The 21,152-nt window shown below is 67.7% G+C and carries 18 protein-coding genes and 2 tRNA genes; 3 read left to right on the top strand and 17 right to left on the bottom strand.

Features of this window, described 5'->3' with window-relative positions:
- Positions 1–22 precede the first annotated feature (22 nt).
- From fabZ to rpsB, 12 genes are all read right to left on the bottom strand, one after another.
- Positions 23–466, bottom strand: a complete 444-nt coding sequence (gene fabZ / locus ACFSCU_RS06345; protein ID WP_180550965.1) for a 3-hydroxyacyl-ACP dehydratase FabZ — start codon at positions 464–466, stop codon at positions 23–25.
- Positions 467–527: 61 nt separating this feature from the next.
- Positions 528–1,514 (bottom strand): UDP-3-O-(3-hydroxymyristoyl)glucosamine N-acyltransferase, encoded by a 987-nt coding sequence (gene lpxD / locus ACFSCU_RS06340; RefSeq protein ID WP_180550964.1) that lies wholly within the window; start codon positions 1,512–1,514, stop codon positions 528–530.
- 52 nt (positions 1,515–1,566) lie between these two features.
- Positions 1,567–2,031 carry an OmpH/Skp family outer membrane protein gene (locus ACFSCU_RS06335; RefSeq protein ID WP_180550963.1) on the bottom strand — a complete coding sequence of 155 codons (465 nt, stop codon included), beginning with the start codon at positions 2,029–2,031 and terminating at the stop codon, positions 1,567–1,569.
- Between the two features lie 50 nt (positions 2,032–2,081).
- On the bottom strand, positions 2,082–4,379 hold the full coding sequence (bamA, locus tag ACFSCU_RS06330; protein WP_377560183.1) for an outer membrane protein assembly factor BamA: 2,298 nt from the start codon (positions 4,377–4,379) through the stop codon (positions 2,082–2,084).
- Positions 4,380–4,433: 54 nt separating this feature from the next.
- Positions 4,434–5,807, bottom strand: coding sequence for an RIP metalloprotease RseP (gene rseP, locus ACFSCU_RS06325; RefSeq protein ID WP_333705898.1), 1,374 nt, complete (start codon positions 5,805–5,807; stop codon positions 4,434–4,436).
- A 266-nt stretch (positions 5,808–6,073) separates the two neighbouring features.
- Complete coding sequence (locus ACFSCU_RS06320) at positions 6,074–7,267, bottom strand: 1-deoxy-D-xylulose-5-phosphate reductoisomerase (protein WP_377560182.1); 1,194 nt, start codon at positions 7,265–7,267, stop codon at positions 6,074–6,076.
- Complete coding sequence (locus ACFSCU_RS06315) at positions 7,264–8,124, bottom strand: phosphatidate cytidylyltransferase (RefSeq protein WP_180550961.1); 861 nt, start codon at positions 8,122–8,124, stop codon at positions 7,264–7,266. The genes ACFSCU_RS06320 and ACFSCU_RS06315 overlap by 4 nt, the downstream gene beginning before the upstream one ends.
- Positions 8,125–8,140: 16 nt before the next feature.
- Positions 8,141–8,866 carry a polyprenyl diphosphate synthase gene (uppS, locus tag ACFSCU_RS06310; RefSeq protein ID WP_377560181.1) on the bottom strand — a complete coding sequence of 242 codons (726 nt, stop codon included), beginning with the start codon at positions 8,864–8,866 and terminating at the stop codon, positions 8,141–8,143.
- Between the two features lie 148 nt (positions 8,867–9,014).
- Positions 9,015–9,575: a ribosome recycling factor gene (gene frr, locus ACFSCU_RS06305; protein WP_180550960.1), complete on the bottom strand. Its 561-nt coding sequence runs from the start codon at positions 9,573–9,575 to the stop codon at positions 9,015–9,017.
- A 91-nt stretch (positions 9,576–9,666) separates the two neighbouring features.
- Positions 9,667–10,389, bottom strand: a complete 723-nt coding sequence (gene pyrH / locus ACFSCU_RS06300) for a UMP kinase (protein WP_180550959.1) — start codon at positions 10,387–10,389, stop codon at positions 9,667–9,669.
- 166 nt (positions 10,390–10,555) lie between these two features.
- The gene (tsf, locus tag ACFSCU_RS06295) at positions 10,556–11,443 is read right to left on the bottom strand and encodes a translation elongation factor Ts (protein ID WP_180550958.1); all 888 of its coding nucleotides are present in this window, start codon (positions 11,441–11,443) and stop codon (positions 10,556–10,558) included.
- Between the two features lie 129 nt (positions 11,444–11,572).
- The gene (rpsB, locus tag ACFSCU_RS06290) at positions 11,573–12,331 is read right to left on the bottom strand and encodes a 30S ribosomal protein S2 (protein ID WP_180550957.1); all 759 of its coding nucleotides are present in this window, start codon (positions 12,329–12,331) and stop codon (positions 11,573–11,575) included.
- Positions 12,332–12,616: 285 nt separating this feature from the next.
- On the opposite strand from rpsB, the gene ACFSCU_RS06285 reads away from it, so the two are divergent.
- Together ACFSCU_RS06285 and ACFSCU_RS06280 are read left to right on the top strand one after the other, a co-directional pair.
- Positions 12,617–13,870 (top strand): D-amino acid dehydrogenase, encoded by a 1,254-nt coding sequence (locus tag ACFSCU_RS06285; RefSeq protein ID WP_377560180.1) that lies wholly within the window; start codon positions 12,617–12,619, stop codon positions 13,868–13,870.
- Positions 13,871–14,005: 135 nt separating this feature from the next.
- Positions 14,006–15,544 carry an NAD(P)H-hydrate dehydratase gene (locus ACFSCU_RS06280; RefSeq protein ID WP_377560179.1) on the top strand — a complete coding sequence of 513 codons (1,539 nt, stop codon included), beginning with the start codon at positions 14,006–14,008 and terminating at the stop codon, positions 15,542–15,544.
- Positions 15,545–15,556: 12 nt separating this feature from the next.
- On the opposite strand, the gene ACFSCU_RS06275 is transcribed toward ACFSCU_RS06280, so the two are convergent.
- Positions 15,557–16,270: a hypothetical protein gene (locus ACFSCU_RS06275; protein WP_180550956.1), complete on the bottom strand. Its 714-nt coding sequence runs from the start codon at positions 16,268–16,270 to the stop codon at positions 15,557–15,559.
- 58 nt (positions 16,271–16,328) lie between these two features.
- Positions 16,329–18,596 carry a ribonuclease R gene (rnr, locus tag ACFSCU_RS06270; protein ID WP_377560264.1) on the bottom strand — a complete coding sequence of 756 codons (2,268 nt, stop codon included), beginning with the start codon at positions 18,594–18,596 and terminating at the stop codon, positions 16,329–16,331.
- Positions 18,597–18,647: 51 nt separating this feature from the next.
- On the opposite strand from rnr, the gene ACFSCU_RS06265 reads away from it, so the two are divergent.
- Positions 18,648–18,732: transfer RNA gene (locus ACFSCU_RS06265), tRNA-Leu, on the top strand.
- Between the two features lie 115 nt (positions 18,733–18,847).
- Here ACFSCU_RS06265 and rimO read toward each other — a convergent pair.
- The 3 genes from rimO to ACFSCU_RS06250 form a co-directional block, all read right to left on the bottom strand.
- Positions 18,848–20,269 carry a 30S ribosomal protein S12 methylthiotransferase RimO gene (rimO, locus tag ACFSCU_RS06260; protein WP_377560177.1) on the bottom strand — a complete coding sequence of 474 codons (1,422 nt, stop codon included), beginning with the start codon at positions 20,267–20,269 and terminating at the stop codon, positions 18,848–18,850.
- Between the two features lie 27 nt (positions 20,270–20,296).
- Complete coding sequence (gene phaR / locus ACFSCU_RS06255) at positions 20,297–20,857, bottom strand: polyhydroxyalkanoate synthesis repressor PhaR (protein ID WP_180550955.1); 561 nt, start codon at positions 20,855–20,857, stop codon at positions 20,297–20,299.
- Between the two features lie 153 nt (positions 20,858–21,010).
- A tRNA-Val gene (locus tag ACFSCU_RS06250) sits at positions 21,011–21,087 on the bottom strand.
- Positions 21,088–21,152: the final 65 nt, after the last annotated feature.

The raw sequence follows: 21,152 nt of genomic DNA, 5'->3' as shown, positions 1-21,152 counted from the left end.
GTCATGCCGCGGCTCAGGGGGGTCACACCACTTTCCTCATGGTGCACATGATCTCGGCCTCGGCCGCCACCTCGCCGTCCACGTCGGCATGGCACTTGAACTTATAGATGCCGCCGCGCGAGCGGTCCATGGCGGCGTGCAGCACCAGCTGGTCGCCCGGCTCCACCGGCCGCTTGAAGCGCGCGCCGTCGATGCCGACGAAGTAGAACACCGACTCGTCGTCGAGCGCGATGCCCTCGGTCTCGAACGACAGCAGTGCGCACGACTGGGCCAGCGCCTCCAGGATCAGCACGCCGGGAAACACCGGGCGCTTGGGAAAGTGGCCGGTGAAGCAGGGCTCGTTCACCGTCACGTTCTTGATCGCGCGGATGGTCTTGGCCTGCAGGTCGATGTCCAGCACGCGGTCGACCAGCAAGAAGGGGTAGCGGTGCGGCAGCTTGGTCAGGATGTGATAGATGTCCATCATGGCATTTTGCTCATCAATTGATAGCTGTCAACGCCTGTACCACGGCGCCTGACGGCCGATTTCATTCTTGATCCTGCTCGGGCAGCATCTGCTCGAGGTGCTTGATGCGGTCGCGCAGGCGATGGATCTGCTTGAGCGTGGCCGCGTTCTTTTCCCACTCGCGATTCTCGGCGATGGGGAAGAAGCCGGTGTAATGCCCCGGCTTGAGGATGGAGCGGGTGACGAACGAGGCCGCCGACACATGCACGTGGTCGGCGATGGTCAGGTGACCGGCGATCATGCCCGCGCCGCCCACCGTGCAGTAGGCGCCGATGCGTGCGCTGCCGGCCACGCCCACGCAACCGGCCATGGCCGTGTGCTGGCCGATGTGGCAGTTGTGGCCGATCTGGATCAGGTTGTCGAGCTTGACGCCGTCCTCGATCACGGTGTCGTCGAGCGCGCCGCGGTCGATGCAGGTGTTGGCGCCGATCTCCACGTCGTCGCCGATGCGCACGGCGCCGAGCTGCTCGATCTTCTCCCAGGCACCCTCATGCGGCGCGAAGCCGAAGCCGTCGCCGCCGATCACGGCGCCGCTCTGGATGACACAGCGCGCGCCGATCACGCAGTCCTCGCCGATGGTCACGCGCTCCTTGACCAGGGTGTCTTCGCCGATGCGCGCACCGCGCCCGACGAAGCACAGCGCGCCCACGCTGGCCGTGGGATGCACGAAGGCGCCCTCCTGGACCACCGCGCTGGGGTGCACGCCGCGCCGCGCCGCGCCGCCGTGCAGGCGCTTCCACATCTGCGTGACGCGGGCGAAGTACAGGTGCGGGTTGTCGGCCACGATGCAGTCGCCGCGGGCGCGGGCGGCCTCGGCCATGGCGGCGCCGACGATCACGCAGCCGGCCTGGCTGCCGGCCAGCACCTGGGTGAGCCGGGGGTTGACGAGGAAGCTCAGCTCGGACGGCTGCGCGCTTTCCAGCGGCGCCAGCCGGGTGATGAGGCGATCGGCATCGCCAAACAGTTCGCCGCCCAAGGCCTGGACGATGGCTCCGGTTCTCAGTGTCACGTCGCGTGCCTCAGGACAGTCCGATGCCGGGCAGGGTGCCCGGCCGCCGCGCTCACTTGCCGGCGTTCAGCGCCTTGATCACCTTGTCGGTGATGTCGAGCCGCGGGTTGACGTACACGGCTTCCTGCAGGATGACGTCGTACTTCTCGGCCTCGGCCACCTGCTTGACGACGCGGTTGGCGCGGTCGAGGATGTGCTGCAGTTCTTCCTGCTTGCGCGCGTTCAGGTCTTCCTGGAATTCGCGGCGCTTGCGCTGGAACTCGCGATCCTGCTCCAGCAGCTGGCGCTGGCGCGTGTTGCGCTGGCTTTCGCTCATGGTCGGCGCCTCGCGCTCGAAGCGCTCGGAGGCGGTCTTCAGCGCCAGGCCGGCGTCGTCGATCTCCTTCTCGCGGCGCGAGAACTCCTGCTCCAGCTTGGTCTGCGCGGCCTTGGCGGGCGCGGCCTCGCGCAGCATGCGGTCGGTGTTGACGAAGCCGATGCGCGCGGCATCCTGCGCCTGCACCGATGGTGCCAACATGACCGCCCCGGCCCACAGGGCCAGCCACAGGCTGCGAGAAAGATACTGCTTCAAAACGAGGTTCCGATCTGGAATTGGAAACGCTGGATTCTATCGCCCGGGCGCTTGCGCAGGGGCACCGCGAAGGCAAAGCGCAGCGGACCCAGGGGCGAAATCCAGCTCAGGCCGACACCGGTGGAATAGCGCAGCGCATCGCCGCTGATCTTCTCGCCTTCGCCGTACAGCGCGCCGGCGTCGACAAAGCCGAACAGGCGCAGCGTGCGGTCGTTGCCGGCGCCGGGGAAGGGCATGATGAGCTCGGTGTTCAGCGTGACCTTGCGCGTGCCGCCGATGTAGGCGCCGGTCACGTCGCGCGGGCCCAGGGTGGACTGTTCGTAGCCGCGCACCGAACCCAGACCGCCGGAGTAGAAGTTCTTGAACACCGGGAACGGCCGCCCGCTCAGGCCCTTGCCCCAGCCCAGCTCGCCGTTGAAGGCCAGCGTGTAGAACTTGTTGAGCGGCATGTACTGCTGGTACTGGTAGTTGGCCTTGACGTAGCGCGCATCGCCGAACAGGCCCAGCTCGCCCAGCAGGCGCTGGTAGCGGCCCGAGTTGGGCGCCAGCGCGCTGTCGCGCGAATCGCGCGACCAGCCCAGCGTGAACGGGAAGGCCGAGCTGGTGTAGCCGAAACGCTCGGCGTAATCCAGGTAGGCCGCGGGAATGTTGGTGCCGGGCTTGATGCGCGTGCGCTCGGCGTTCATGCCCAGGTAAACGGTGTCCAGCTCGGTGACGGGCACACCGAACTTCAGGCCCGCGCCCATGGTGATCAGCGTGTAATTGCCGCCCTGGTCCTGGTACGGCTTCTGGGTGCGGTAGTACACGTCCACCGTGCGCGACACGCCGTTGGCGGTGAAGTACGGGTCGGTGGCGCTGACCACCACGGTGCGGTTGTACTTGCCGGTGTTCAGCTGCAGATCGAGCTTGTTGCCGGAGCCGAAGGCGTTGTCCTGCGTCAGGCCGAAGGTGAAGGCCAGCTTCTCGGCCGACGAATAGCCGGCGCCGATGGTGACGTTGCCGGTGGGCTTTTCCTTCACGTCGACGTTCAGGTCGACCTGGTCGGGCGCGCCCGGCACCTCGGCCGTGGTCACCGACAGCTCGGTGAAGTAGCCCAGGCGGTCGACGCGGTCGCGCGACAGGCGGATCTTCTCGGCGTCGTACCAGCTCGATTCGAACTGGCGGAATTCGCGCCGGATGACTTCGTCGCGCGTGCGCGTGTTGCCCTGGATGTTGATGCGGCGTACGTAGGCGCGGCGCGACGGCTCGGCCTTGATGACGATGGCCACACGGTTGTTGACGCGGTCGACCTCGGGCACGGCCTCGACGTGGGCGAAGGCGAAGCCGTAGTTGCCGAAGTGCTCGGTGAAGGCCTGCGTGGTCTCGGCCACCAGGTCGGCGTTGTAGGCCTCGCCCGGCTTGATCTTGATGAGCGACTTGAACTCGTCGTCGCGCTCGAGGAAGTTGCCGTCCAGCGACACGCCGGAGACCACGAAGCGGTCGCCCTCGGTGACGTTGACGGTGACGCTGATCGATTCCTTGTCCGGCGCCATGGCGACCTGGGTGGAGTCGATCTTGAAGTCGAGGTAGCCGCGTGCCAGGTAGAACGAGCGCAGCGCCTCCAAGTCGGCGTTGAGCTTGGCGCGCGAGTACTGGTCGCTCTTGGTGTACCACGACATCCAGTTGCCGGTGTCGAGGTCAAACAGGTCCTTCAGCCGCTTGTCCGAGAACGCCTGGTTGCCGACGATGTCGATGTCCTTGATGCGCGCGGGCCGGCCTTCGGTGACGTTGAAGGTCAGGCGCACCTGGTTGCGCTCGGACGGCGTGACGGTGGTCTGCACCTCGGCCCCGTACAGGCTGCGGTTGATGTACTGGCGCTTCAGCTCCTGCTCGGCGCGGTCGGCCAGGGCACGGTCATACGGCCGGCCGGCGGCCAGGCCGGCATCGCGCAGCACGCCCTGCAGCACTTCGTTGCTGAACTCGCGGTTGCCGGCGAATTCGACCGAGGCCACGGTGGGCCGCTCCTGCACGATGACCACCAGCACGTCGCCCTGCACCTCCAGACGCACGTCGTTGAACAGGCCCAGGCCGAACAGCGAGCGGATGGCGGCGGCGCCCTTCTCGTCGTTGTAGGTCTCGCCCACGCGCACCGGCAGCGAGGCGAAGACGGTGCCCGGCTCCACGCGCTGCAGGCCTTCGACGCGGATGTCGCGCACGGTGAACGGGTCGATCGCCCAGGCCAGTTGCGTGGCGAACGCCATGGCCACCAGCGAAGTCACGGACCGCAGGCGGAATCGTTGAGCGATGGATTTCATGAATGCTTCGAGAGGACGGCGGCCGCGCGAGGCCGGTAGGATGGTTCGGTTCGATCAGCCCAGGCGAGCAACGACGTCGTTGTACATCGCGATGGCCATCATGGCCAGCAGCAAGGACATGCCCACGTATTGCAGGCGCTCCAGCCACACACCGGTGACGGGTTTGCCCGTCACGGCCTCCCAAAGATAATACATCAGGTGCCCCCCATCGAGGACCGGCACCGGCAGCAGGTTCAGGATGCCCAGGCTGACGCTGATGAAGGCCAAAAAGCCGAGGTAATAGGTCAGCCCCAGCGCCGCCGACTTGCCCGCGTAATCGGCGATGGCGATGGGCCCGCTGAGGTTCTTCAGCGACAGCTCGCCCATCAGCATGCGGCCCAGCAGCTTGAGCGACAGGGCCGAGACCTCCCACACCCGCACCGCGCCCGACCACAGGCCGTCCAGCGGCCCCTGGCGCACCTTCACCATCTCGGGGAGGCCGCCCACGTAGGCGCCGATGCGGCCCACGCGCTGGCCCTTGTCGTCCTGCGCCTCGGGCTGCACCTGCAGCGTCAGGCTGCGGCCGTCGCGCTCGATCTGCCAGTCCGTGGCGGGCGGCGCGCCGTCGGCCGCCGAGGCGCGGATCAGCTCGCGCAGTTGCTGGCCGTCCTGCACCGGCGCGTTGCCGACGCGGCGCACCACGTCGCCGGGCTGCAGGCCGGCGCGCTGCGCGGCGCCGCCGTCCATCACCTCGCCCATGGTGGGCGTGGTGAGGGGTGAGACGATGCCGATGGCGCGGAACAGCCGCGCATCGGGGTCGCGCAGCTTCAGGCTCGACAGCGGCAGCGTCAGCTCGCGGCCGCGGCCATCGGTGCGCGCCACTTCCAGCACCACGTCCTGCCCGTCGAGCGCGCCGCGCGTCAGCACCCAGCGCAGCGATTCGAACGAGGCGACGGGCTTCAGCTCATCCCCGGCCAGCGCCGCCTGGCGCACGGTTTCGCCGCCCTGCAGACCGGCCTGCGCGGCCAGCGAGCCAGCGACCGGCGGCGACAGGATGGCGCGCGGCTCGTTCACGCCGATCCAGTTGACCAGCGCGTACAGCAGCACCGCCAGGATCAGGTTGGCCGCCGGCCCGGCGGCGACGATGAGGGCGCGCGACTTCAGCGGCTGGGTGTTGAAGGCCAGGTGCCGCTCTTCTGCCGCCACGGGCGCCTCGCGCTCGTCCAGCATCTTCACGTAGCCGCCGAAGGGGATGGCGCCGATGACGAATTCGGTGTCCTGGCCGGGGCGCTGGTTCTTCGGCTTGAAGCGCGCGATCTGCTTGCCGAAGCCGACCGAAAAACGCAGCACCTTGACGCCGCGCGCTACGGCCATGCGGTAGTGGCCCCACTCATGCACGGCGATCAGCAGGCCGAGGGCGACGATGAAGGCAATCAGTGTCAACAGCATGGGGCGTATTGTCCGTGTTGGCGGGGAAAAGTTCAGTGCGCGGGCGGGCGGTACGTTGAAGATTCGGCAGGAACATCAAAAAAACATAGCTGCTTGCCCCCGTCACACAATGATTTCAGATCGTTTCGGCTTGAAATGATTGACTGGCCTGCGCTGCCCACTATCAATATTGGAGTTCGGTCTTGTGGGAGCGGACTTGCCCGCGATGCAGGAGGCAGCGGTGAGAAGGTGCCGTATCGCGGGCAAGCCCGCTCCTGCAAGGATGCTCAAGCCGCCAGCAGGCGCACCGTGGCCAGCGCGGCGGCGCGCGCGCGGGCGTCCAGGTCGAGCAGCGCCTCCAGCCCGTCGGGTGCGTTCGGCTGCACCTCGTCCAGCGTGGCACGGTTGACGGCGTGGATCTGGTCGAAGCGGATCTGCCGCTCCAGGAAGGCCGCCACGGCCACCTCGTTGGCCGCGTTCAGCACGGCGCAACTGCCCGATTCGCCGCGCAGCGATTCCCAGGCCAGCGCCAGGCCGGGGTAGCGCTCGCGGTGGCCGTCGCCGTCGATGGGCTCGAAGGTCAGGTTCTGCAAGTTGCGAAAGTCGAGCGCGCCGGCGCCGCTTTCGATGCGCTCGGGCCACGACAGGCCGTAGGCGATGGGCACGCGCATGTCGGGCGTGCCCAGCTGCGCGACGACCGAGGTGTCGCGGTACTGCACCATCGAGTGGATCACGCTCTGCGGGTGGATCACCACGTCGAGCTGATCGGGCGACACGCCGAACAGGTAGCGCGCCTCGATCACCTCCAGCGCCTTGTTCATCATGGTGGCCGAGTCGACCGAGATCTTGCGGCCCATCACCCAGTTGGGGTGGGCGCAGGCCTGTTCGGGCGTGACCTCGCACAGGCTGGCCGGCGCGCGGGTGCGAAACGGCCCGCCCGAGGCGGTGAGGATGATCTTGTCGATGCGCTGGCCCCAGGTGGCCGGATCGTCGGGCAGCGACTGGAAGATGGCGGAATGCTCGCTGTCGATGGGCAGCAGCGCGGCGCCGCCCTCGCGCACGGCGCGCAGGAACACCTCGCCGCCGACCACCAGCGCCTCCTTGTTGGCCAGCAGCAGCCGCTTGCCGGCGCGCGCCGCAGCCAGGCACGGCGCTAGGCCGGCGGCGCCGACGATGGCGGCCATGACGGTGTCGACCTCGCCCGAAGATGCTACTTTTTCAAGAGCATCTGGCGCTTGATCCACCTGCGTCGGAAGGCCTTTTTGCTTTATTTTCTCGGCCAGTTCGGCGGCGTGCGGCGCGCTCGCCATCACCGCCACGCGCGGGCGGAACTGCTCGCACTGCGCCAGCATGGCGTCGACCTGGGTGGCCGCCGTCAGCGCGACCACCTCGAAGCGGTCCGGGTGGCGCGCCACCACATCGAGCGTGTTGCCGCCAATCGACCCGGTGCTGCCCAGCACCGCCAGGCGCTGCTTCTTCATGCGCCCTGCCCCAGCGTGACCAGCATCATCGCCAGCGGCAGCGTGGGCAGCAGCGCGTCGATGCGATCCAGCACGCCGCCGTGACCGGGCAGCAGGTTGCTCGAATCCTTCATGCCCGCGCTGCGCTTGACCAGCGATTCGAACAGGTCGCCCACCACGCTCATGGCAGACAGAAACACCGCACCCAGCACCAACAGCATGGCGCCGGACTCATACAGCCGGGTGTACAGGCTGGCAGCGCCCGTCTGGTAAGCGCTGTCAAGGCATACCCACCCTATCGCCACCAACAGCACGCCCAGCATGCCGCCCCACACGCCTTCCCAGCTCTTGCCGGGGCTGATGGCCGGCGCCAGCTTGCGGCCGCCCGTCAGCTTGCCGCCCAGCGCGCGACCGAAGAAGTAGGCAAAGATGTCGGCCGCCCACACCAGCACCATCACCGACAGCAGAAAGTTGACGCCGATGCGCCGCGCCTGCGCCATCGCCAGCCAGGCCACGCACAGTGCACTGATGCCGATGACCCAACGCAACACCAGCGGCAGCTGCGGCCAACCCGCCACACCGCGCCGCAGCACCACGGCACCGCCCAGCACCCAGGCCAGCGCGACAGCGATCCACAGCAGGGGCAGCGGCCGCTCGACCGCGCCGCCCCACCACAGGGCCACGCACACGGCCAGGCAGGCCGCGCCGGTGGCGATGGCGGCGCCGCCTTTCAGACCATTCAGCCGCGCCCACTCCCACGCCGCGGCGGCAATCAGCACCAGCGACAGCGCAATGAACGGCACGGGCGTGGACGCGAATAGCGCCGGCAGCAGGATGGCCAGCAGCACCAGCGCGGTGATGACACGTTGCAGCAGCATGGTCCGGCTCCCCTCGTCAGCCCGTGGCCTGCTGCGCGACCTGCTCGGAGGTCTTGCCGAAGCGGCGCTCGCGCTCGGCGAACGCGGCCATGGCTTCGTCCAGCGCGGCTTCGTCGAAGTCGGGCCACAGCCGGTCGCTGAAATACAGCTCGCTGTAGGCGCATTGCCACAGCAGGAAGTTGCTGATGCGCTGCTCGCCGCCGGTGCGGATCAGCAGGTCGGGGTCGGGCACGTGGGCCAGCGCCATGGCGCGGCCCAGCGCCGCTTCGGTGATCGGCTCGCCACGCGCGGCCAGCCTGGCGGCCGCCTGCGCGATGTCCCAGCGGCCACCGTAGTTGAAGCACACGTTCAGCACCATGCGGGCATTGTCGGCGGTCTGGCCTTCCGCCTGCGTCAGGCCTTGCCGCATGCGCTCGGACAGCGATTGCCGGTCACCGACGAAATACAGGCGGATGCCGCTCTTCTTTAGCTCGGGCACTTCGCGCGTCAGCGCCTTGCCCATCAGCTCCATCAGGCCGCTGACCTCGTCCTCCGGCCGGTTCCAGTTCTCGGACGAGAAGGCGAACACGGTGAGCACCTTCACACCGCGCTCGGCGCAGGCGCGGATGCAGCGGCGCAGCGACTCGACCCCCTGCCGATGGCCGGCCACGCGCGGCAGCAGGCGGCGCCGGGCCCAGCGGCCGTTGCCGTCCATCACGATGGCGATGTGGTGAGGTACAGCGCTGAAAGAAGCTTGTGCCATGCGCGCGGGTGTGAACGAATCAAAGGGCTGCCAAGCCAGCCCGTTCCAGAGGCCGCGGAGCAGGCCATCCCAGAACGCCGTGGCCGGGGTGCCCCCGGCCACCAGCGTAGTCCCCCTGGGGGAGGCGCGCAGCGCCTCGGGGGGAGCATCACACCTCCATGATGTCCTTTTCCTTGGACGCCACCAGCGCATCGATCTCGGCGATGTGCTTGTCGGTGACCTTCTGGACATCGGCCTCGGTGCGCTTCTGGTCGTCCTCGGTGGCTTCCTTGTCCTTGACCAGCTTCTTCACCGCCTCGTTGGCGTCGCGGCGCAGGTTGCGGATGGCGATCTTGGCGTTCTCGCCCTCGGAGCGCACGATCTTGGTCATCTCCTTGCGGCGTTCCTCGCTCATCGGCGGCATCGGCACGCGGATCAAATCGCCCATGCTGGCGGGGTTCAGGCCCAGGTCGCTCTCGCGGATGGCCTTCTCGATCTTGGCCCCCATGCCCTTTTCCCACGGCTGCACGCTGATGGTGCGCGCATCCAGCAGCGACACGTTGGCCACCTGCGACAGCGGCACATGGTTGCCGTAGTACTCGACGTGGATGGTGTCCAGCAGCGCGGGGTTGGCGCGGCCGGTGCGGATCTTGGTGAGGTTGTTCTTGAACGCGGCAATGGACTGGTCCATCTTGACCTGGGCGTTCTGCTTGATGTCGGCAATGGTCATATCGGTCTCTCCAGAGGTCGATTATTGCGCCACGCTGACGGGCGCGCGAAGAGGGCCGCGGCGCCTGGGCGCGCGGCGGCTGCAACGGTGCTCAGGCGTGCACCAGCGTGCCTTCGTCGGCACCCAGCACCACGCTTTTCAGCGCGCCGGGCTTGAAGATCGAGAACACCTTGATCGGCAGTTTCTGGTCGCGGCACAGGGCGAACGCCGTGGCATCCATGATGCCCAGATTGCGCGTCATCGCCTCGTCGAAGCTCAGTTCGGCGTAGCGCGTGGCCTTGGGGTCTTTCTTGGGATCGGCGGTGTACACGCCATCCACCTTGGTGGCCTTGAGCACCAGTTCGGCGCCGATCTCGGCCCCGCGCAGCGCGGCGGCGGTGTCGGTGGTGAAGAAAGGATTGCCGGTGCCTGCGGCGAACACCACCACCTTGCCTTCTTCCAGGTACTGCAGCGCCTTGGGGCGCACGTAGGGTTCGACCACCTGCTCGATGCCGATGGCGCTCATCACGCGCGCCGTCAGGCCCTGATGGTTCATGGCGTCGGCCAGCGCCAGCGCGTTCATCACGGTGGCCAGCATGCCCATGTAGTCGGCGGTGGCGCGGTCCATGCCCTCGGAGCCGCCGGCCACGCCGCGGAAGATGTTGCCGCCGCCGATCACCACCGCCACCTCGACACCCATGCGCGTCACCTCGGCGATCTCGCCCACGATGCGCTCGATGGTGGGACGGTTGATGCCGAAGGCATCGTCGCCCATCAGGGCTTCACCGGAGAGCTTGAGCAGGATGCGCTTGTGGGCGGGTTTGGCTTTGGTCATTGGCGAAGGCTCCGGGATGGCGGCGGGCAAGAGTCTACAGGTTGGATTCACGAAGGGCCGCGGAGCAGGCCAAGTCAGCGGACGCCATGCCCGGACCTGCGCCGGGCATCGGCGTTGCCCCCCTCACCCAGTGAGAGGGGGAAGCGGCGTCAGCCGCTCAGGGGTGTCAGGCGTTCTTGGCCGCGGCCACCTGGGCGGCCACTTCGGCGGCGAAATCGTCCACCTTCTTCTCGATGCCCTCGCCCACCACGTACAGCGTGAAGCCGGTCACCTGGGTGGCCTTTTCCTTCAGCATCTGCTCGACGGACTGCTTGTCGTTCTTCACGAAGGGCTGGTTGAACAGCGACACTTCCTTCAGGTACTTCTGCACCGATCCTTCCACCATCTTGGCGGCGATGTCGGCCGGCTTGCCCGATTCCTGCGCCTTGGCGGCGGCCACGCTGCGCTCTTTCTCGATCAGCTCGGCCGGCACGTCGCTGCTGGCCAGCGCCACGGGCTTCATGGCGGCCACGTGCATGGCGACATCCTTGGCGGCGGTCTCGTCGCCGGCGTACTCGACCAGCACGCCGATGCGCGTGCCGTGCACATAGCTGGCGATCTTGCTGCCCGACTTGCGCACGAAGCGGCGGAAGCTCATGTTCTCGCCGATCTTGCCGATCAGGCCGACGCGCACGTCTTCCAGCGTGGGGCCGTAGCCGTCCTGCTCGTAGGGCAGCGCGCCCAGGGCAGCGACGTCGGCGGGGTTCTGCTCGGCCACCAGCTTGGCGGCGGCGGCGGCCATGTTCAGGAACATGTCGTTCTTGGTCACGAAGTCGGTTTCGCAGTTGACTTCGATCATGGCGCCGGTGTCGCCGGCCACGTGGGCGGCGATCACGCCCTCGGCCGTCACGCGGCTGGCGGCCTTGCCGGCCTTGGTGCCCAGCTTGACGCGCAGCAGCTCCTCGGCCTTGGCCATGTCGCCGTCGGCCTCGGTCAGGGCTTTCTTGCACTCCATCATGGGGGCGTCGGTCTTGGCGCGCAGTTCGGCGACCATGCTTGCGGTGATTGCTGCCATGTGTTTACTCCAGTGGTCCTTGGGTGCGGGCCCGGCCGTCGTGGCCGGGCTCATCAAGATGAAACATTAAAAAAAAGGGGCCATGACGCCCCTTTGCCTGCGGCCGCGATGGCGCGGCGCACGCGGTCGTCAGGCGGCGTTTTCGTCCTCGACCTCTACGAACTCGTCGTCGCCTTCGGCGGCCTGCACGGCCTTCACGACGTCGTTGACGGCGTTGGCCTTGCCTTCCAGCACGGCGTCGGCCATGCCACGGGCGTACAGCGTCACGGCCTTGGCGGAGTCGTCGTTGCCGGGGATCACGTAGTCGATGCCGTCCGGGTTGTGGTTGGAGTCGACCACGCCGATCAGCGGGATGCCCAGTTTCTTGGCTTCCGACACGGCAATCTTGTGGTAGCCCACGTCGATCATGAAGATGGCGTCGGGCAGCGCGGTCATGTCCTGGATGCCGCCGATGTCCTTCTCCAGCTTTTCCATCTCGCGGGTGAACATGAGCTGCTCTTTCTTGCTCATGCTTTCCAGGCCGGCTTCCTGCTGGGCCTTCATGTCCTTCAGGCGCTTGATGGAGGTCTTGACGGTCTTGAAGTTGGTCAGCATGCCGCCCAGCCAGCGCTGCTCGACGTAGGGCATGCCGCAGCGGCGGGCTTCCTCGGCCACGATCTCGCGCGCCTGACGCTTGGTGCCGACGAACAGGATGGTGCCGCGGTTGGCGGTCAGCTGCTTGGCGTATTTCTGCGCCTCCTGGAACATCGGCAGCGATTTTTCCAGGTTGATGATGTGGATCTTGTTGCGATGGCCGAAGATATACGGGGCCATCTTGGGGTTCCAGAAGCGCGTCTGGTGGCCGAAGTGGACACCGGCTTCCAGCATTTGACGCATGGTCACGGACATGGGTAAAGCCTTTTTCTCGAAGGTTGGGTCTTAAAGCCAGCCCGCTCATCGCCGCCTGAACGCCTGTGAAAAGGCCGGCGGCAACACCTCGTGGGGCTGGTTTGCGATTTGTTCCGCGCCGTGCGGGCACCCGGCCAGCGGGTCGGCAACGCAAAACCTGCGGATTATAGCAGTGCGCCCCATGCTCGCGGCCGGGCCGATGCCTGGGGTGCAGCGGGCGCGTACGGCACGCGACAGCCCGGCCCCGTAGAATCCGCCGCGCCCTTCCCCCTCGTTGCAGTCTTCATGAACATCGCCATCCTCGGCGCCGGCATCATCGGCGTGACCACGGCCTACGAACTGGCGGCCGATGGACACCAGGTGACGGTGTTCGAGCGCCACGCCAGCGTGGCCGAGGGCGCGAGCTTTGCCAACGCCGGCGTGGTGGCGCCCGGCTACGTCACGCCCTGGGCCGCGCCCGGCATGCCGGCCAAGGTGCTGGGCCACCTGCTGGCGCGCCACGCGCCGGTGCGCGTGCGGCGCCCGCTGGCGGCGGCCGACCTGGCCTGGATGCGCCAGTGGCGCGCCGCCTGCGACCCGGCGACCTACGCCGCCAACCGCACGCGCATGCTGCGCCTGGCCTTCTACAGCCGGCATCGCCTGCACGAGGTGGCCGCGCGCATGGCCTACGACTTCGACCGCAGCAGCGGCTACATGGTGCTGCTGCGCGGCGACCGGGACCGGCAGATGGTGCAGCCCGGCCTGGCGCTGCTGCGCGAGCTGGAAGTGCCCTTCCACGAAATCACCGCCGACGAGGCGCGCCAGATCGAGCCGGCGCTGCACCCGCACACGCCGCTGGCCGGCGCCGTGCACCTGCCGCAGGACGAAGTGGGCAATTGCCGCCAATTCGCCGTGATCCTGCGCGACGCGGCCGAGCAGCTGGGCGCGCGTTTCGTGTTCAATACGGCCGTCAGTGCCGTGGATACAGCGCAGACAGCTACGCTTTATATAGCAGGCGAAACGGCACCGCAGCGCTTCGACGCCATCGTGCTGTGCGCCGGCGTGCAGTCGGCGGCGCTGCTGCGACCGCTCGGCCTGCGCCTGCCGTTGCGGCCGGTGTACGGCTATTCGATCAGCGCCCACATCCCCGAGCCGGTGTACGCCCCGCGCAGCGGCGTGATGGACGAGCGCTACAAGGTGGCCATCACGCGCATGGGCCAGCGCGTGCGCGTGGCCGGCTCGGCCGAGATCGGCGGCACGCCCGATGCGATGAACGATGCCGCCATCCAGACGCTGTACAAGGTGCTGGCCGACTGGTTTCCGGGCGCGGCGCGGCTGTCCAGCGGCGTGCAGGTGTGGAAGGGCGCGCGGCCCATGCTGCCCGACGGCCCGCCCATCGTCGGCGCCAGCGGCATCCCCAGCCTGTGGCTCAACCTGGGGCACGGCTCCAGCGGCTGGGCGCTGTCGTGCGGCTCGGCCCGCGTGCTGGCCGACCAGATCGCGGGGCGCGCGCCGGAGATCGACACCGAGGGGCTGGACGTGCGGCGGCTGGCAGGTTGATCGTAAAAAAATATAGCTGCTGGCGCCCTCCAGCAAACGATTTCAGACATTTTTCGCTTGAAACCATTGAAGGGCAAGCGCAAGCCACTATCAATTCATGAGTTCCGCGCCAGCGCGCTGAACCCATAATGGGCCATGCCCCACCTGCTGCCGCTCGACCGCCCCGCCCCGCTGTTCGACCTGGCCGCCACGCGCCGCATCGAGGCCACGGCCCAGGCCGCGCTGCCGCCGCACACGCTGATGCAGCGCGCCGGCCTGGCCACGGCGCGGCTGGCGCTGGCGCTGGCGCCGCATGCGCGCACGGTCTGGATCGCCTGCGGCCCCGGCAACAACGGCGGCGACGGGCTGGAAGCCGCCCTGCACCTGCGCCAGTGGGGCATGAACCCCGTGGTGACGTGGCTGGGCGACGAGGATCGCCTGCCGGCCGACGCCCGCGCCTCGCTGCAACGCGCGCGCGCGGCGCAGGTCACCTTCACCGACGAACCGCCCGTGCTGGGCGCACAGGACCTGGGCATCGACGCGCTGCTCGGCATCGGCACCACGCGCGCACCGGAGGGGCGCATGGCCGAACTGCTGGCGCAGCTGCATGCCAGCCCGGCCATGCTGCTCACCGTCGACGTGCCCAGCGGCCTGCAGGCCGACAGCGGTATCTGGCCAACCCCGAATACTGCTGATTTCATAGCTGATTGCGCTTGTCCACCAAGCGCTGAAGGCCGATTTGGCTTGAAACCGCCCGGTCACCGCCGGCACACGCTGAGCCTGCTCACCCTGAAGCCCGGCCTGTTCACCGCACAAGGCCGCGACGCCTGCGGCACGCTGTGGTTCGACGACCTGGGCGTGGCGCCCGGCGACGAGCCGCCCACCGCCTGGCTGAACGCCCCACCACCCGCCGCGCCGCGCCCGCACGCCAGCCACAAGGGCAGCTTCGGCGACGTGGCCGTGATCGGCGGCGAAACCGACGCCACGCGCGGCACCGCCATGGCCGGCGCCGCGCTGCTGGCGGCCAGCGCCGCACTGCACGGCGGCGCGGGGCGCGTGTACGTTGGCCTGCTGGGCGATGGTGCGCTGGCGCTTGACGTGTCGCAGCCCGAACTGATGTTCCGCCGCCCCGATGCCCTGCCGCTGACCGCCATGACGGTGGTGTGCGGCTGCGGCGGCGGCGAGGCCGTGCGCGGCGTGCTGCCGGCCGTGCTGGCCCAGGCCCCGCGCCTGGTGCTGGATGCCGACGCGCTGAACGCCATCGCGCAGGACCCAGCCCTGCAGGCCGCGCTGACCGGGCGCGCCGCACGCGGCCAGGCCACGGTGCTGACGCCCCACCCGCTGGAAGCCGCGCGCCTGCTGGCCACCGACGCCCGCCAGGTGCAGGCCGACCGGCTGGCCGCCGCTGCGGCGCTGGCGGCACGCTTTCAATGCGTGGCGGTGCTCAAGGGCTCGGGCAGCGTCATCGCAGCGCCGGGCGAAGTGCCGCGCATCAACCCCACCGGCAACGCGCGGCTGGCCACGCCGGGCTCGGGTGACGTGCTGGCGGGCTTGGTCGGCGCCCTGCTGGCGGGCGGACAAGCGGCGTTCAGTGCCGCCTGCGCCGCCGTGCAGCGCCACGGCGCCGTGGCCGATGCCTGGCCCGAAGGCCGCAGCCTGACGGCCAGCGCCTTGGCCGCCCGGCTGGCGCCTTAAGCTCTCAAGTCTTCAGAGCGTGCCGTCGTCGAACGACACCACGTCCTGGCCGGACAGCAGGTGCTCGTACAGCGCCGCGGCCATGTCGGGATTGGGGCCGTCCAGCAGGCGGTCCACCATCTGCGGCACCAGGGCGCGCGGCAGCAGGTCGGCGATCTTGTAGCCCACCCGCAGCGTGCGGCTCCGGTCGCCGGCGCGAAACAACAGCTCCAGCAAGCCGCCTGCATAGGTCAGCACGGCCTCCGGGTCCGTGGTCCTGCTGTAGGCCAACACCAGTTCACGAGCGAGGGTCGTGCCCAGCGACTGGGCCACCACCGTGATGAAATCCCGCGTATGCGTCAGCCGCGTCTGCAGCCGGGCGGATGCGAAATCCGGTGCCGCCTGCAACACACCCGCCGGATGCGGGGTCGGATCGGGCAGACGGCGGACGGCCTGAAGGTAGCCTTGGACGACGAGTTCGTGCAACTCGCGCACCACGGATTCGCCGAACAGCTCGATCAACACCTGCAGCGGGCGCTGTCCGCTGCACATGAGCATGATCTGCCGCTCCCGGGCATTCAGCCCCGGGCCGCGGGCGTTCATCTCCTCCTGCCCGGCCGGGGTCTTGATGTAATAAATGTGCAGCATGCCAACGCGCTCGCCGCACATCGCCTGCGGGTGCCGATGCACCGCATGGCCGTCCGGTCGAGGGCGCAAGAGTGTAGCCGCCAGCAATACGGCCGTCATACCCGAACCTGTACCAAACCCGAGCAATTTACTCGTGCTTGGCCGAGCGGCAGGGGATTCAGCGCCTCGGTTTGCGCGCCTTGCCGTTCTTCTGGACCTTGGTCGCGGCCTTCTTGACAGCGGACTTCAGCGCCTGGATCGGCGAGGGTCGCGCGCCGCGTTCGGCATCGCGCTGCTTGCGCGCGGCGCGCTTGTCCGCCGCCTTGGCGGGCTGCCCGCGCTCGCCGGCCGGCGCCACGCCCTTGTCGCGCATGGCACGCGACAGCAGCTCGTCACCCTCGCGCACCAGGCGGAAGTCGATCTTGCGGCCGTCCAGGTCGACGCGGCTCACCTGCACCCGCACACGGGTGCCCAGGCCATAGCGGATGCCGGTGCGCTCGCCGCGCAGTTCCTGGCGGATTTCGTCGAAGCGGAAGTACTCGCCGCCCAGCTCGGTGATGTGCACCAGCCCTTCGACGTGCAGGTCGTCCAGCGTGACGAACAGGCCGAAGCTGGTGGCCGCACTGACCGTGCCGCCGAACTCCTCGCCCAGGTGCTCCTTCATGTACTTGCACTTGAGCCAGGCCTCGACGTCGCGGCTGGCTTCGTCGGCGCGGCGCTCGTTGGCGCTGCAATGCAGGCCGGCGGCCTCCCAGGCCAGCATCTCGGGCGACTGGCGCCGGAGCTGCGGCGTCTCGTCGTCGCTGCGACGACGCGCCGCGCTGTTCTTCTGCAGGCGCGCCTTCAGCTTCTCGTGCGCCTCGCCCGGCGTGGGCAGCGCCGGCAACTGGTACTTGCGCGCTTCGAGGATCGCCTTGATCACGCGGTGCACCAGCAGATCGGGGTAGCGCCGGATGGGGCTGGTGAAGTGGGTGTACGCGTCATACGCCAGGCCGAAATGGCCGCTGTTGACGGGCGTGTACATGGCTTGGCTCATCGAACGCAGCAGCATCATGTGGATCTGCTCGGCGTCGGGCCGGTCCTTGGTGGCGTCGGCGATGCGCTGGAACTCGCTCGGGTGTGGCGTGTCGCTGATCGACAGGCCCAGCCCCAGCGCCTTCAGGTAGGCGCGCAGGATGTCCTGCTTCTCGGGCGTCGGGCCCTCGTGCACGCGGTACAGGCCGGGCTGCTTGCCCTGCTGAATGAAATCCGCGCTGCACACGTTGGCGGCCAGCATGCATTCCTCGATCAGGCGGTGGGCATCGTTGCGCACGCGCGGCACGATCTTCTCGATGTGGCCCGCCTCGTCGCAGACGATCTGTGTCTCCACGGTGTCGAAGTCGACCGCGCCGCGGGCCTGGCGGCCCTTGAGCAGCGCGCGGAACACGTCGTGCAGGTTCAGCAGATCGGGCACCCGATCCTTGCGACGCGCCGCCTCGGGGCCGCGCGTGTTGGCCAGGATGGCCGCCACCTCGGTGTAGGTGAAGCGGGCGTGGCTGAACATCACCGCCGGATAGAACTGGTACGCCACCACCTCGCCCTTGGCATCGACCAGCATGTCGCACACCATGCACAGGCGCTCGACATCGGGGTTGAGCGAGCACAGGCCGTTGCTCAGCTTCTCGGGCAGCATCGGAATCACGCGGCGCGGAAAGTACACGCTGGTGGCGCGGTCGTAGGCGTCCACGTCGATCGGGCTGCCGGTCTTGACGTAGTGGCTCACGTCGGCAATGGCCACCAGCAGGCGCCAGCCATTGGGCTTCTTGCCGCGGCCGCTGACCACCGCCGGCTCGCAGTACACGGCGTCGTCAAAGTCGCGCGCGTCCTCGCCGTCGATGGTGCACAGCGGCATGTCGGTCAGGTCGACACGGCCCTGCCGGTCGGCCGGCTGCACCGTGTCGGGCAGGGCACGCGCCTCACCGATGGCGGCATCGGAAAACTCGTGCGGCACGCCGTACTTGCGCACGGCGATCTCGATCTCCATACCGGGGTCGTCGATCTCGCCCAGCACTTCCTTCACGCGGCCCACGGGCTGGCCGTAGAGCGCGGGCGGTTCGGTCAACTCGACCACCACCACCTGGCCCGTCTTGGCCGCGCCAATAGCGGTCTTGGGGATCAGCACGTCCTGGCCGTAGCGCCGATCCTCGGGCGCCACCAGCCAGATGCCGCCTTCGTGCAACAAGCGCCCGATGATCGGGTGCGGGGGACGCTGCACGATCTCGAGCACGCGCCCTTCGGGCCGGCCGCGCCGGTCCTGGCGCACGATGCGCACCTTGACACGGTCGCGGTGCAGCACCGCGCGCATCTCGTTGGCGGGCAGATAAATGTCCGGATCACCATCGTCGCGCACCACGAAACCGTGGCCGTCGCGGTGGCCTTGCACCGTGCCTTCAATTTCATCCAGCAGGCCGCTGGAAAAGTCTGAATTTTTGATATAGAATCCTTGCTTTCCTGAAATGCCCAGGTGGCGGAATTGGTAGACGCACTAGTTTCAGGTACTAGCGCTGAGAGGCGTGGAGGTTCGAGTCCTCTCCTGGGCACCAACTAAAACCGCAACACGTTTGAAGATAACAGACGGGTTGCAACGAAAAGCCACCTTCGGGTGGCTTTTTTGTGGCCCGCAGACGGCACCACCGGGCAGGTTGTTGCCAGCGCGCATCAGATCGGCAAGGCCACCAAATCGTGCCCTTGCGCACCCACGATGCGCGCCCGCGTGAACTCGCCCACCTTCAGCTGCTTGCTGATTTTTTCGGGTGGCAGCAGTTGCACCACGCCATCGATCTCGGGTGCATCGGCGTAACTGCGCCCCACCCCGCCGCGTCGGCCCATGGCGGGCGCCGCATCGACCAGCACCCGCATCGTCGTCCCGATGCGCTCGCGCAGCTTGGCGGTCGACACCTCCTCGGCCACGGCCATGAATCGGGCGCGGCGCTCTTCGCGCACTTCGGCGGGCAGCATGCCGGGCAGATCGTTGGCAGCGGCGCCTTCGACCGGCGAGTAGGCAAAGCAACCCGCGCGGTCGATGCGTGCTTCACGCATGAAGTCGAGCAGGTGCTCGAACTCTTCTTCCGTCTCGCCCGGAAACCCGGCGATGAAGGTGGAGCGGATGACCAGATCGGGACACATCTCGCGCCAGCGCGCGATGCGCTCCAGATTCTTCTCGCCGCTGGCTGGGCGCTTCATGCGCCGCAGCACATCGGGATGGCTGTGCTGCAACGGCACGTCCAGATAAGGCAATACCTTGCCTTCGGCCATCAGCGGCAGGATGTCATCGACATGTGGGTACGGGTAAACGTAATGCAAGCGCACCCACGCGTCGTGCGGCGCGGCCAGTTCGCCCAGCGCCTGCACCAGCTCCAGCAGCCGCGTCTTCACCGGGCGCCCGTCCCAGAAGCCGGTGCGGTACTTCACATCGACGCCGTAGGCCGAGGTGTCCTGGCTGATGACCAGTAGCTCCTTCACGCCGCCTTCGAACAGCGCGCGCGCCTCCTTCAGCACATCGCCGATCGGGCGGCTCACCAGGTCGCCGCGCATCGACGGAATGATGCAGAAGGTGCAGCGGTGGTTGCAGCCTTCGCTGATCTTCAGGTAGGCGTAGTGGCGCGGCGTCAGCTTCAGCCCCGCCTCGCCGAAGGCGCCCGGCACCAGGTCGAGGAACGGGTCGTGCGGTTTCGGCAGGTGCTGGTGCACCGCGTCCATCACCTCCTGCGTGGCATGCGGGCCGGTGACGGCCAGCACCGACGGGTGCAGGTGCTTGATCAGGTTTTCCGAATCATTTTGGCCTTCAGCGCCCGTCCCACCTGCGCCAGCAGCTATGGTTTTTGCACCAAGACAGCCGGTGACGATGACCTTGCCATTGACCGACAGCGCCTCGCCGATGGTGTCCAGGCTTTCCTTCACGGCCTCGTCGATGAAGCCGCAGGTGTTGACGATGACGAGGTCGGCGCCCTCGAAGGTCTTGCTGGTCGCATAGCCCTCGGCCGAGAGCTGCGTCAGGATCAGTTCCGAATCGGTCAGCGCCTTCGGGCAGCCCAGCGACACGAAGCCGATGCGCGGCGCGGGCATGTTGGTTTCACTCATGCCGCAATTGTCGCAGCCCGGCGCCGGTCAGCGCTTGATGCCGAACGCCCCCAGCATCTGCTCGGTCTGCCGGGTCATTTGCTCCTGCATCTGCAGAAACATGGTCTTCGACTGCTCCAGGTAGTTGCCCATCATGCCCTGCATCATGGGCGACTGCATGCTCATGAATTGCGCCCAGCTCTCCGGCGACAGACCCGTGGACTGTTCGGCCAGCTTGGCCTGGATTTCGATGAAGGCCTGGATGTTCTTCTCCAGGTACGTCCCCATGAAGCCCTGCAGTGCATGGCCGTAGAAGCGGATGATGTGCGCCAGCACCGCCTCGGTGAACATCGGCGCGCCGCCGGCCTCTTCTTCCAGAATGATCTGCAGCAGGATGCTGCGCGTGAGGTCTTCGCCGCTCTTGGCATCGCGCACCACGAACGCCTCGTGCGCCATCACCAGTTCACGCACCTGCGCCAGCGTGATGTAGGACGAGCTGCTGGTGTCGTACAGCCGCCGGTTGGGGTATTTCTTGATCACCCGCGCATCGCTGGCTGGCGACGTCGCAGGTGCCTTGGCGGTGGACGCTGAAGCTCTGGATCGGCTCATGGACAGGGAGTAGAAGACTGCTGCACTGCAACAGATTCTAGGTCGCAGGCCACACGAGACCGGGCATGAGTTACCCTGATGCGCTTGTCCGTACTTTCTTCATGCCGGCAAGAAAAAAAGCACCTACGGTTTCCCGCAAGTGCTTGATTTCATTGGTAGGCGCGATTGGACTCGAACCAACGACCCCCACCATGTCAAGGTGGTGCTCTAACCAGCTGAGCTACGCGCCTGAAAGATTCGAAGCCGCAGAGTATAGCCGATTGGCGATGGCTGGCCGCGGAAGGCGGTGGAAATT

The sequence above is a fragment of the Ottowia beijingensis genome (assembly GCF_042680925.1).
GTDB classification, from domain to species: Bacteria; Pseudomonadota; Gammaproteobacteria; order Burkholderiales; family Burkholderiaceae_C; genus Ottowia; species Ottowia beijingensis.
The sequence above is the reverse complement of the archived record's forward strand: the minus strand, read 5'-3'. Positions and strand labels throughout refer to the sequence as shown.

What these genes read in the sequence shown, in the direction of transcription:
- fabZ (WP_180550965.1), bottom strand. Translation starts at nt 466, where the DNA reads ATGATGGACATCTATCACATCCTGACCAAGCTGCCGCACCGCTACCCC.
- ACFSCU_RS06335 (WP_180550963.1), bottom strand. Translation starts at nt 2,031, where the DNA reads ATGTTGGCACCATCGGTGCAGGCGCAGGATGCCGCGCGCATCGGCTTC.
- bamA (WP_377560183.1), bottom strand. Translation starts at nt 4,379, where the DNA reads ATGAAATCCATCGCTCAACGATTCCGCCTGCGGTCCGTGACTTCGCTG.
- rseP (WP_333705898.1), bottom strand. Translation starts at nt 5,807, where the DNA reads ATGCTGTTGACACTGATTGCCTTCATCGTCGCCCTCGGCCTGCTGATC.
- ACFSCU_RS06320 (WP_377560182.1), bottom strand. Translation starts at nt 7,267, where the DNA reads ATGAAGAAGCAGCGCCTGGCGGTGCTGGGCAGCACCGGGTCGATTGGC.
- ACFSCU_RS06315 (WP_180550961.1), bottom strand. Translation starts at nt 8,124, where the DNA reads ATGCTGCTGCAACGTGTCATCACCGCGCTGGTGCTGCTGGCCATCCTG.
- uppS (WP_377560181.1), bottom strand. Translation starts at nt 8,866, where the DNA reads ATGGCACAAGCTTCTTTCAGCGCTGTACCTCACCACATCGCCATCGTG.
- frr (WP_180550960.1), bottom strand. Translation starts at nt 9,575, where the DNA reads ATGACCATTGCCGACATCAAGCAGAACGCCCAGGTCAAGATGGACCAG.
- pyrH (WP_180550959.1), bottom strand. Translation starts at nt 10,389, where the DNA reads ATGACCAAAGCCAAACCCGCCCACAAGCGCATCCTGCTCAAGCTCTCC.
- tsf (WP_180550958.1), bottom strand. Translation starts at nt 11,443, where the DNA reads ATGGCAGCAATCACCGCAAGCATGGTCGCCGAACTGCGCGCCAAGACC.
- rpsB (WP_180550957.1), bottom strand. Translation starts at nt 12,331, where the DNA reads ATGTCCGTGACCATGCGTCAAATGCTGGAAGCCGGTGTCCACTTCGGC.
- ACFSCU_RS06285 (WP_377560180.1), top strand. Translation starts at nt 12,617, where the DNA reads ATGAACATCGCCATCCTCGGCGCCGGCATCATCGGCGTGACCACGGCC.
- ACFSCU_RS06280 (WP_377560179.1), top strand. Translation starts at nt 14,006, where the DNA reads ATGCCCCACCTGCTGCCGCTCGACCGCCCCGCCCCGCTGTTCGACCTG.
- ACFSCU_RS06275 (WP_180550956.1), bottom strand. Translation starts at nt 16,270, where the DNA reads ATGACGGCCGTATTGCTGGCGGCTACACTCTTGCGCCCTCGACCGGAC.
- rimO (WP_377560177.1), bottom strand. Translation starts at nt 20,269, where the DNA reads ATGAGTGAAACCAACATGCCCGCGCCGCGCATCGGCTTCGTGTCGCTG.
- phaR (WP_180550955.1), bottom strand. Translation starts at nt 20,857, where the DNA reads ATGAGCCGATCCAGAGCTTCAGCGTCCACCGCCAAGGCACCTGCGACG.